Source organism: Nostoc sp. (assembly GCF_036917755.1).
Taxonomy (GTDB): domain Bacteria; phylum Cyanobacteriota; class Cyanobacteriia; order Cyanobacteriales; family Nostocaceae; genus Nostoc.
Map to the genome: position 1 here is coordinate 76,928 of NZ_JBALFC010000102.1, position 11,964 is coordinate 88,891.

8 protein-coding genes are annotated in these 11,964 nt (G+C 42.6%); 6 read left to right on the forward strand and 2 right to left on the reverse strand.

Annotated features, from left to right (window positions below):
• Positions 1-28: 28 nt before the first annotated feature.
• On the reverse strand, positions 29-1,375 hold the full coding sequence (petH, locus tag V7L05_RS21765; RefSeq protein ID WP_335167028.1) for a ferredoxin--NADP reductase: 1,347 nt from the start codon (positions 1,373-1,375) through the stop codon (positions 29-31).
• 424 nt (positions 1,376-1,799) lie between these two features.
• Here petH and V7L05_RS21770 point away from each other — a divergent pair, with 424 nt between their 5' ends.
• From V7L05_RS21770 to V7L05_RS21785, 4 genes are all read left to right on the forward strand, one after another.
• Complete coding sequence (locus V7L05_RS21770) at positions 1,800-3,038, forward strand: RNA-guided endonuclease InsQ/TnpB family protein (RefSeq protein WP_335167030.1); 1,239 nt, start codon at positions 1,800-1,802, stop codon at positions 3,036-3,038.
• 527 nt (positions 3,039-3,565) lie between these two features.
• Entirely contained in the window at positions 3,566-4,570 is a 1,005-nt protein-coding gene (locus V7L05_RS21775; protein WP_334946116.1) for a phosphoribulokinase, read from the forward strand.
• Positions 4,571-4,942: 372 nt separating this feature from the next.
• The gene (metK, locus tag V7L05_RS21780) at positions 4,943-6,217 is read left to right on the forward strand and encodes a methionine adenosyltransferase (protein WP_335167031.1); all 1,275 of its coding nucleotides are present in this window, start codon (positions 4,943-4,945) and stop codon (positions 6,215-6,217) included.
• Positions 6,218-6,504: 287 nt separating this feature from the next.
• Positions 6,505-7,050: an RNA 2'-phosphotransferase gene (locus V7L05_RS21785; protein WP_335167034.1), complete on the forward strand. Its 546-nt coding sequence runs from the start codon at positions 6,505-6,507 to the stop codon at positions 7,048-7,050.
• Positions 7,051-7,399: 349 nt separating this feature from the next.
• On the opposite strand, the gene V7L05_RS21790 is transcribed toward V7L05_RS21785, so the two are convergent.
• Positions 7,400-8,350: a hypothetical protein gene (locus V7L05_RS21790; RefSeq protein ID WP_335167036.1), complete on the reverse strand. Its 951-nt coding sequence runs from the start codon at positions 8,348-8,350 to the stop codon at positions 7,400-7,402.
• A gap of 831 nt (positions 8,351-9,181) precedes the next feature.
• Between V7L05_RS21790 and V7L05_RS21795 the strand changes: the two genes are divergently transcribed.
• Together V7L05_RS21795 and V7L05_RS21800 are read left to right on the forward strand one after the other, a co-directional pair.
• Positions 9,182-10,630 carry a sensor histidine kinase gene (locus V7L05_RS21795; protein ID WP_335167038.1) on the forward strand — a complete coding sequence of 483 codons (1,449 nt, stop codon included), beginning with the start codon at positions 9,182-9,184 and terminating at the stop codon, positions 10,628-10,630.
• Positions 10,623-11,948 carry a sigma-54-dependent transcriptional regulator gene (locus V7L05_RS21800; protein WP_335167040.1) on the forward strand — a complete coding sequence of 442 codons (1,326 nt, stop codon included), beginning with the start codon at positions 10,623-10,625 and terminating at the stop codon, positions 11,946-11,948. Before V7L05_RS21795 ends, V7L05_RS21800 begins: the two co-directional genes overlap by 8 nt.
• Positions 11,949-11,964: the final 16 nt, after the last annotated feature.

The following is an 11,964-nucleotide window of genomic DNA, read 5'->3' on the forward strand; positions in this document are numbered from 1 at the left end:
GACTAATGACCAATGACTAATGACTAACTTAGTATGTTTCTACGTGCCAGCGATGAGCTTTCTTGAGTTCCTTCTGGTAAACACTCCAGGTTACGCCTTCCTTAGCAGCAGCAGTAGTTAAGGCTGCATCAATACCTTCTTCCATACCTCGCAAACCGCAGATGTAGGTGTGAGTTTTTTCATTTTTAATCAACTGCCACAATTCATCAGCATGTTCCGCTACGCGGTCTTGGATGTACATTCTACCGCCTTGAGGATTTTTCTGTTCGCGGCTGATGGCAGCAGTGAGGCGGAAGTTATCAGGATATTTTTCTTGAATTTCTTCCAGTTCTTCCTTATATAAGAGGTTTGGAGTTGTCGGCACGCCAAATATTAGCCAAGAGAATCCTTTAAATTCGTATTCTGGGTTGGCTGCTCTTTCTGCATCTTTAAACTGACGCCAGAGGTAAGCCCGCATCGGGGCAATACCTGTTCCGGTTGCCAACATGATCACATTAGCATCAGGGTCATTGGGTAACAACATTTCCTTACCCACTGGCCCGGTAATTTTTATGTCTGCCCCTGGTTCGAGAAAACACAGGTGTGTAGAGCAAACACCGTAGACTGTTTCGCCAGTTTCCGGGTGCTTGTACTCCAACTGGCGGACGCACAGTGAGACTGTCTTATCATCTACATCATCGCCATGACGAGTTGAGGCGATGGAATATAGTCTGAGTTTTTCCGGCTTGCCGTTCTTGTCTAATCCTGGTGGAATAATCCCAATACTTTGACCTTCTATATACTTCAAATCCCCGGCGGAAATGTCAAATTTGAGGTGTTGAACAATACCAATACCACCTTCTTTGACTAGCGGTTCATTAGATATTACCTTGCCAATAAACGGAGCATTGGGGCGGTAAGTGTTAACAGGAACGTCACCTTGGTCTTTTTTGGCTTTCGCTTGAGTCATGGTGTTGCCTTTGTTGTCCTTGTTCTTGAGCTGTTCTTCAGCTGATGGTTTAACGAAGCCTTCGTCTTCACTATCAGCATTTACAGGTGTGGCTTTACCATTTCCTTGACTGTTAGCAGTTTCCCCAGATGTAGCTAACTCGCTGACTTCGCTTGTAGCATTCCCAAATGAGGCTTTACCATTAACTTGCTCTAGAGCAGTTACGGGCTGGATGCTAACAATTGTGCCGCCTAGACGAGTGATACGTCGCATTTCTTGATTCATGCGGTTATAAGGCACTCTGATGAACACACTGCCACTTTTACGAATTGGGTAGTTAGTTTGATCGGTTTCTTCGCCCTGACGCAAACCCACCACTTCATAGACGAAAACGCGGCTACCTAATTCTGTGTTGGCAGCACCCTCAACAGCACCTTGATTGTACATTCGTTCTACCACTCCGATAATTTACTTAACCGTTTTTCAAAAAAAAACTATTCCCCTACCTTGCCAGCTTTAGTTTACCGGATTTTCGTTTCACAAAACTGGCCTTGAAGGAAAAACGGCATCATTAAATTAATGCCTTGCTAAGTACACTCACCAAAGACATGCAGGCATAGCAAAAAACACACCTGTTCATCTTCTAAGGTAAAGGATAAGTCTTGTGGAGAATGTTAATAATGAGTCAATTTAATCTTTTTTTCGTTAACTACCACCCAGATCAGGGAGATAGCTTTTTACTTTACTACCCAAGGTTAACACAAATCTAGTCTCTTCTGTTACCATAAATGTATAAACACAGTAAAGTTTATGCCCTCCGGGTTCAATATGTGCTTTCCGATGCAAGACGACAGGAATGCACTGTTTCACCATGTACAAAGCCTTTTTACTTAGAATTTATCCGACCAATGAGCAAGAATCATACCTTGCACAATGTTTTGGCAATACTCGTTGGTTGTGGAATTATATGCTTAATGCCACAACTACTGCCTATAAAGACACGGGGAAAGGTCTTTCTAAGGCTGCAATGGACAAATTTTTGCCGGGATTGAAAAAGGAATATGAATGGTTAGGACTTGCCTACAGCCAAGTGTTGCAGCGAGTAACCTTCAATCTTTCAAGTGCGTTTGTCAACTTTTTTGAGGGACGTGCTAAATTTCCTAATTTCAAGTGCAAGCATGGTAAACAATCGATTCAATATCCCCAAAACGTTAAATTAATACCAAAAGGCTCTGTAATTAAGTTTCCTGGTAACTTGGGGATAGTTAAAGCCGTGTTTCATCGAGAGCTACCCGATGCCAAATTCACAACTGTAACAATATCAAGAAATGCTGATGGTAGATACTATGCTTCTATTCTTTTTAACCAGGATGATAAACCAGTAGTAGCAAGAAGAGATGCTATTGGTATTGACTTGGGATTAAAAAACTTTGCTATCACCTCCGAAGGGTCAAAGTATGACCTTCCCAAAAAACAATTAGCTTCTTTAGAAAAGAATAGAAAACGCAAACAAAAGAAGTTAGCTAAAAAGACCGATAAAACGTCTAATAAACGTCGCAAAGCTAAACGAATAGTAGCTAAAGTTTCTAGTAAAATAGCTAGAGTAAGAGTTGATTTTCTGCACAAGCTATCTCGCAAAATAGCATCCGAAAACCAAGTTATTTGTGTAGAAGATATGTTTGTAAAAAACATGGTTAAAAATCCTCATCTGGCAAAGGCTATATGTTACCAAGATTGGGGGATGTTTTTAACTATGCTTAAATACAAAGCTGATAAATTTGGACACACCTATCAAGAAATAGGTCGTTTCTTCCCATCATCTCAACTTTGTAGCCAGACCCTACAACCAATCCCGATGCTACAGAATGGTTATGATTCATTGGGTATAAGATTTGTAGATTGTCCCCACTGTCAGAGACAGCATGATAGAGACATTAATGCTGCGATAAATATTAGAAATGAAGGATTGCGATTATGGGCGTTAGGAACTAGCGCTTCTGCCCTTGGAGGGGATGTAAGACCAAAGTCATCAGGACGTAAAAAATCTATGACGACAGAGGCAATCCCCGGTGAATTGGGAAGCCGACAATGTACTGCAAGGTCAGTGTAGGTAGTTCACAGCCAATAATTTGACTAATGCAAGTTTTTGACTCATTCGTTGGATAGATTTTAGCTTTAAATATCTGAAGCATTGTCAAGCAGGAATTACAATTTAAGAAGGCTAAATAGTTCGCTGCCAGAATAAATTCTACCTTATAGACTTGATTATATAGAGTCACAACTAGCAGACTGACAGCCCTGCAACGCTTATGGGGATGCTGATCCCCATTTTTAAATTAACAACTAAATCAACAAAATCATTGATGAACCACGCTAATTCTTCTTGAGGGCAAATCTTGTATGGGATACCGCCTTCTGTTAAAATCAAATATACCACTAGGATTAAATACTTACCGGCATCAACATTCAGGCTAGTCCGACGAGTAGCAGCTTATTACTTTGTTGTCTACCCGTTTGGTGTCTTATAGCAGTGCTGGGTAGCAAGAACGCAGGATAAACCAAAGGGGTAAACTCCTGGCTTCAAAATCTGCTGTGTGAAAAATTATTGAGACAACTTTAGTATTGTAGAGGAGATTTATGACAAATAAGCCGGAACGGGTGGTACTGATTGGAGTAGCCGGAGACTCTGGGTGCGGGAAATCTACGTTTTTGCGTCGTTTGATAGATTTATTTGGTGAAGATTTAATGACAGTCATCTGCTTGGATGATTATCACTCGCTCGATCGCAAACAGCGCAAAGAAACTGGGATAACGGCACTAGACCCCAGAGCAAACAATTTTGACCTGATGTATGAGCAAATTAAAGCGCTCAAAAGTGGTCAAGGGATTGATAAGCCGATTTACAACCACGAAACCGGCTTGCTTGATCCGCCAGAGCGGGTGGAGCCGAATCGGATTATAGTTGTTGAAGGGCTACATCCTTTGTATGATGAGCGGGTGCGATCGCTAATCGACTTCAGTGTTTATTTTGACATTAGCGATGAAGTCAAAATTGCCTGGAAAATTCAGCGAGATATGGCTGAACGCGGTCATCGCTACGAAGATGTCTTAGCGCAAATCAATTCCCGCAAACCTGACTTTGAAAAGTTTATCGAACCCCAAAGAGAATTTGCCGATGTAGTTCTCCAGGTATTACCCACCAACTTGATCAAAAACGATACGGAGCGCCGAGTCTTAAGAGTGCGTATGCTCCAACGGGAAGATAAGGAAGGCTTTGAGCCAACCTACCTGTTTGATGAAGGCTCAACAATTAATTGGACTCCCTGTGGACGTAAGCTGACCTGTTCTTACCCTGGCATGCAACTGTACTACGGTTCAGATGTGTACTACGGTCGCTATGTCTCAGTATTAGAGGTAGATGGTCAATTTGATAACTTGGAAGAAGTAATTTATATTGAAACCCATCTCAGCAATACATCCACCAAATACCAAGGTGAATTAACTCACTTGTTACTCCAGCACCGCGAGTATCCAGGTTCCAATAATGGAACTGGTTTCTTCCAGGTGCTTACAGGTTTGAAGATGCGTGCTGCTTATGAACGGTTAACAGCTACGGAAGCAAAGTTAGCGGTTCAGGTTTAAAAGCAGCAGTGTTTGTGTCAAAGTTTGTGGGGGCGCTTCTAAGTGCCCCCATTTTTTTGTGTTATTAAATACATTTTAGCTAGAAAATAATTAACACACATTTATCTTCGTTTACAGATACTTACCTTATGATTAGTGGTTTTTATCAATATCAAGAAGATCCTAACTACTGAAGTATAAATATTGTTATGATTTCATAAATTAGGTAGTTGAAGTGACGACTCCACACGTTGACAGCAAGCTGTACAGCGTAAGCTCTCTTAAGAAATTAAGAGGTTCGTCATTAGCCTCAGCAACCTGTTATGCACTTTTGGTTCCAGCTAAATACCACATTTAGTCAGCGAAAAAAATTCAAGTCAGGAGGAATTTCCTTTGTCTCGTCGATATTTATTTACCTCCGAATCAGTCACCGAAGGTCATCCAGATAAAATCTGCGATCAGATTTCTGATACCATTCTGGATGCCCTACTGACACAAGACCCCAGCAGCCGTGTTGCTGCTGAAGTAGTAGTTAACACTGGTTTGGTGCTAATCACTGGTGAAATAACCACCAAAGCCAATGTGAACTTCGTCAATCTCGCCCGCAAGAAAATTGCCGAAATTGGCTATACCAATGCCGATAATGGCTTTTCTGCTAACAGCACCAGCGTTCTGCTGGCTATAGACGAACAATCACCCGATATTGCCCAAGGCGTTAACACCGCCCACGAAAGCCGCGAGCAAGATAGTGATGAACTATTCGACAAAATTGGTGCGGGCGACCAAGGTATAATGTTTGGCTTTGCCAGCAACGAAACACCAGAACTGATGCCCTTACCCATCAGTCTCGCTCATCGCATTGCTCGCCGATTGGCAGCAGTCCGCAAAACTGGTGAACTACCATACCTGCGTCCTGATGGCAAAACCCAAGTAACTGTGGCTTACGAAGACGGACGACCTGTAGGCATTGATACTATCCTGATTTCCACCCAACATACAGCCACTATTGGGGAAATCACAGATGAGGCGGCGGTACAAGCCAAGATTAAACAAGACCTCTGGTCAGCAGTGGTCGAACCTGTTTTTGGCGACATTGACATTAAGCCTAATCAGGAAACACGTTTTTTAGTCAACCCCACTGGCAAATTTGTCGTTGGTGGTCCTCAGGGAGACTCTGGTTTGACAGGACGGAAAATAATCGTTGACACCTACGGTGGTTATTCACGGCATGGTGGCGGCGCTTTTTCTGGCAAAGACCCCACGAAGGTAGACCGCTCTGCTGCTTATGCGGCTCGTTATGTGGCGAAAAATATTGTCGCCGCCGGGTTAGCAGACAAAGTTGAAATCCAGCTATCCTATGCGATTGGCGTAGCGCGACCAACAAGCATTCTGGTGGATACTTTTGGCACCGGCAAAGTGGATGAAGAAACCTTACTGGAATTAATCAACCAGCACTTTGAACTGCGTCCGGCGGGGATTATCCATACCTTCAACTTACGCAACTTACCAAGTGAACGAGGCGGACGTTTTTATCAGGACGTCGCGGCTTACGGTCATTTTGGGCGGACTGATTTAGACTTGCCTTGGGAACAGACCGATAAAGCCGAGTTGTTGAAGCAAGCGGTAAATGAGTCACTTTCGGCAGCAGTTGCTCAGGCAGTAACTTAGACTTATACGCTACTGCAAAAACTTAGTTTATCTATGTGAGGGTATTGGCAATTTAACAAGTTAGCTATACCCTCATTTTTTGCTAGTACAACGCGGCGTAAACAAACCTACCATTTCAAACAGGCACAAGCCTTGATACATCAATCTTTTGAATGAGTGACTTTTGAATGAGTGACTTCCGCCTTGCGGTACTAGCCACCTGAATATCAAAAAGTAAAACTACCAATAAAAATTATTATGTAATATTTAAGTATGCTATTGTAACACATAATGCCGACCACAATCACATGAATGATTCTCGTCTAGTCAAAATCAGCAAATATCTCAGTAAATATCTGCGGCACACACCAGATGCAATTGGAATTCAACTTGCTCCCGGTGGTTGGGTTGCTGTTGATGAACTACTTACCGCTTGTGCTAAAAACAAGTTTGCGATCGCCCGTCAGGAATTACAAGTGGTAGTTGAATCCAACGATAAACAACGCTTTTCTTTTGACTCTACAGGTACTCTTATTCGTGCTAACCAAGGACATAGTGTAAAAGTTGATTTACAATTGAAACCTGTTGTTCCCCCAGATGTGCTTTATCACGGTACGGGACACAAATCTGTAGAGTCAATTATGCAAACAGGACTTTGCAAAATGTCTCGAAACCATGTCCATTTATCTAGGGATATTTCTACAGCACAAACTGTAGGCGCAAGACATGGAAAACCAGTGATTTTTATTGTATATGCTGCCCCAATGCATGAGGCGGGTTATATTTTCTATTGTTCCGATAATGGTGTTTGGTTAGTGGATCATGTACCACTTAACTATCTACAAAAGATTTGAACAATAATGTTTCGCGCAGTCCATACCTAAAAATACTATAAAAATATCTACATTTTAGTTAAGAATATTCGTAGGTTGGGTTGAGCGTAAGCGTTACCCAACAAACCACGCAAAATGTTGGGTTTCGTTCCTCAAACGAACTCAGGACTTACGCACTCAAAACCTGAAACCTCGATCCCCCTAACCCCCCTTAAAAAGTGGGGATCTCAAAAGCCCCCTTTTTAAGGGGGTTGGGGGATCTCTTATGCGTAAGTCCTGCAACCTAGACATTTTTATTTTTTAGGCAAAACCTACGCAGTATTGGGGGTGTAAATATGTACGCCCCTACAAAAGATTTTTGTCAATGGTATTAGGGGACGGTGATGGCTTTTGGTTGCAAAGATACAGGTTGACCATTAACTGATAACGCTGTGGCTTCTAGAATCTGTCCGTAACGATTGCGAGTACCAAATCCTTTGGCTTGAATTTTGTCTCCCATATTCCCCATAGTGGCTAGCTGTTCGCCTACATGGGGCGGGAACTTGACAATAGTGCCATTAGAGATAATGACGCCGTTAATCTCTCCTCGATGTCCCACCAACCAATTTTGAGCAGTTCCCTCCGCAGAGAAAGTACTGTAGTTGCTTAAGGTGGGGGGTTGGGGCGCTGTTGTGGGCGGTTGTTCGACTAAAGTTTGTCCAGTTTGAGAATTGGTGATTTTTTTGGCTCTCACTTCTTGTCCGAAGCGAGTGGAAAAGCCAGGATCACCAAAAATGCTTACCTTCGTGTTTGGGGTAATCATCCCCACTAAACTGTCCGCCATGTGGGGAGGAAATTTCACCTGTAACCCGTTATTGAGTAATAGCCCATCTACCTTACCTTCAGGGTTGAGAAGATACTGTTTTACTTCTCCGGTGAAAGTGGTTCCCGTTGCGGGGGGTAATTCTGGTGGAATGTCCAGACGATTAGCATTGGGTAAATTGGGACTTGGGAGATTAGCTTCTAACGATCGCCCGCTTGGTGTAGCATTACTAGCAACAGTATTGTACGTCCAAAAACCGAAAAGTGCGATCGCTGCTCCAATGCCGCCACTAGTTAAAATTAACTTTAACTTGCGTTGGCGATCGCTAGCTCGGATTTGCTTTGCTTGAATCTGCTGTATAGCTTGCTGAATCACCTCTGGAGGAATTTGGACTTCTGCCCCAGCTTGCATAATCTCTTCTAAGGAATAATCCTGATTTTCTTGGGCATACAACTGAGCCGCTAGAGCGAAAACATCGGGAGCAATTTCTTTAGGAATGCGAATTTTGGAGTTATTCATTTGCTTCAACTGAATTTAATCGCTAACTAGAACTGTAAGAATGCAAAACTCGTGCCATAGATACAAGACACTCGCCAGTTAGTCAGGATATGTTTCAGGTGAAAAACCACATCTTTCGTAGGGGTAAAGCATGCTTTACCCCTACAGCATCGTCTATTTACGACCAAAGGATAATTAAGAAAAGCCTGAAACAACCTATTTTTGTTAACGCACATCACGATGAATTATGTAAAGTGCGTAAGTCCTAGTCAATATGGCTAGCGTTATTCTGGTAAAAAAGTTATATTTAATTTTCTGATGTGCCAAGTAAAGTTTTTGTGTAAGCGTAGCCCGTCGTAGAAATTCTGCTATTTTATAGGCTGTGTTCAGGAACCAAGCCCAATATTTGCATGTTTGTTGGATAAAGTTCGCCTTTAATACAACTTAAAGCACAGCGTTTGTCATAAACATCACGATGTTCCTCATGAACATCACGATGTTCCTCATGAACATCACGATGTTCCTCATGAACATCACGATGTTTCTCATGAACATCACGATGTTTCTCATGAACATCACGATGTTCCTCATGGATATCACGATGTTTCTCATGAACATCACGATGTTTCTCATGAACATCACGATGTTTCTCATGAACATCACGATGTTATAGCGTTTCCTAATTTAGTGAAGTACAGCTTAACCTCACCCTGGTTCTGCTACGCTTTCACCTGTCCCTCTCCTTAGTAAGGAGAGGGAAAGATTTACCCTTGGGTAATCTTGGGTGAGGTTTTGATTTGTGGGTTGAGAGTTTATAGTTTTTGCACTTCTAGAAGTTCTAAGGCTTATTCCATGCAATCTATTGTGTTAACTCAACGTTGGACACTCCGGCGACAGCTAACAATCCTCAGCATCCTTTTTTTAGGTTTAAGTGGAGCTGCTTTGTGGTTAGTAGTACAGCTATTTCAAAGTCTGGAAGGTGCTGTTGTTGCCAGAAATCAGAGAGAACTAGCTTTTGCCAACACCAGATTAATTAAGCTGTTTTGGGAATCAAATCTTGGGCAAACACCAAAGCCAGGTAAGCCGTTGGCGGAACTCTCAAATGAAGTCCTAACTGCTTTCCCAAGGGTAGAAGGGGGATTTTATCTGCTGCAACAAGATCAGCTTTTAGGCTATGCCTATCCTACCCACGGTGGCCCTGTCCCCAAAAAAGATATTCCTCCCGTTGAGCGAGATACAATTTTGCAATTGACTCGGAGAGCCACAAGCCAAGGTTTACCCCAGGAATTAGTATTGCACCCCGGTCTTGATATCTTGATAATGCGTGCTGACCCTCTACCTCTGTGGGGTGCGGTGTGGACAATGAAACGTATGCCTCATCTAGAAGATAGTAATCAAAAAGTTTTAAGTGTTTTCGTAGTTTTAGGAATTTTAGTTGTGGGAGTTTGGACTTTTTATATTGCCTTACAACTTCAGTGGGGAGTGCAGCGACTCCAGCAAAGTATTAAGGCTATGGAAGAAGATAAAGCTTCGCTGATTCCTCCCCTCCCCGCAGAAATGGGACTGTTGGGAACTGCAATTAATAGTATGCAATACCGCCGCCAAGAGTTAGAGCAGCGCCTGCACCGAGTTGAGCGCTTGGCTTCTCTGGGACAACTGGTAGCGGGGGTAGCTCATGAAGTCCGTAATCCCCTAGCTAGTATGCGCCTCAATTTGCAATATACAGAACGACAATTAAAAAAGCAGGGGATTACGACTTTACCGATCGCTAGTTTACTAGAACAAGTAGACCGTTTAGAGATGCTAGTGCGACGGTTATTGTATTTTGACCAAAATCAGCAAGAAGAAATGGTAACTACTTCTCTAGAAGCGATCGCTTCTGAATCTGTTTCTCTATTGCGTCTGAAAGCTGAAGAACAAGGAGTAACGCTTTTTTATGGCTCTGCTGCTGAACCTTTGCCCCAAGTACCACTACGCCGCCGGGAGTTAGGACAGGTAATGGTTAATTTAATCTTAAATGCCATCCAAGCAAGTCCACCAGAAAGCGAAGTTGAGGTTAGTGTAAGCCAAGAGCAAGATTACTTAGTAACTTGGGTAAAAGATACTGGCGCAGGTTTAGCAGCAGAAGAACGCGATCGCATTTTCGATCCTTTTTATTCCACAAAACCCCAAGGAACAGGTTTAGGTTTAGCGATTAGCCACGAGATTGTCACGCGACACGGAGGGCATATTGATTTGAAATCTCAACCTGGTTGCACCGTTTTTAGCGTTTATTTACCGAAGAATCAAAACGATGGCTAAGATTTTGATTATTGATGATGAAAAAGCTTTGCGTCAAGCGATGGCGCAGATTTTAAAAGATGAAGGTCACGACGTTGTAGAGGCGGGAGACGGAGAGCAAGGACTGAAGATAATTCAACAAGATAGCACATCTCGTCCTGACTTGGTGTTTCTGGATTTGAAAATGCCCAAAACTCAGGGTAGTGCTGTTTTAAAAGCTTTAGGTAGTAAAATTCTGTTTGAACTGCCGGTAATTGTGATGACAGCTTATGGGACAAGTCGTACAGCCATTGAAGCTATGCAGTTGGGAGCCTATGATTACTTAACTAAACCCTTCGATTTAGAAGATTTAGTCAACTTGGCGCAAAAAGCCTTAGCTCATTCTCAAGCATCAGCCGAGCAAATTGGTGAAGCAAATACCCAAAATCTCGGACAGCCAGAAGAACTGTTGGGGCGATCGCCTAAAATGGCAGAAGTCTTTAAACTGATTGGTAGACTTGCCCAAGGAAACACCACAGTTTTGATTGTCGGAGAATCAGGTACGGGCAAAGAGTTAGTCGCTTCCACACTGCATAATGCTAGCCCTCGCAGTCGTGGCCCTTTGGTAAAAGTTAACTGTGCAGCCCTTCCAGAACATTTGTTAGAAGCAGAATTATTTGGTCACGAAAAAGGAGCCTTCACTGGAGCTAATCACTTGCGAATTGGTCGATTTGAACAGGCCAATGGCGGCACAATTTTTCTGGATGAAGTCGGAGAATTGAGCCAAATCATTCAAGGAAAATTGTTGCGAGTATTACAGGATAAATCCTTCGAGCGCTTGGGTAGCAACCAAACCAAAACTGTAGATGTCCGCATTTTAGCTGCCACCAATCGCAACTTAGAGCAATTGGTTCGCCTGAATCAGTTTCGAGAAGACCTTTACTATCGTTTTAATGTAGTACGAATTGAACTACCACCTTTGCGCGATCGCCCCGAAGATTTAGAACAACTTACCCAACATTTTTTAAGTTATATTGCTCTGAGAAATGGAATTAAAAATTTAGCGATCGCCTCAACCGCTCTAGAAAAACTGAGAAATTACGGTTGGCCAGGGAATGTGCGAGAACTGCAAAATACTTTAGAGAGAGCAGCAGTTTTTTCTGGAGGAAGAACAATTCTTTCAGAGCATCTCATCTTTAATCAAGAATATCAGATGAACTTGAACTTAGAACAAGCGATCGCTCAGTTAGAAATCAACTTTATCCGCCATGCTTTAGTGCTTTATCCCCAAGAACCACACAAAGCATTAGGAATTTCCGCCGAAAGCTTTGAGCAAAAAAAGAAACAATGGAATTTATAGAGCAATACGCCTGGAT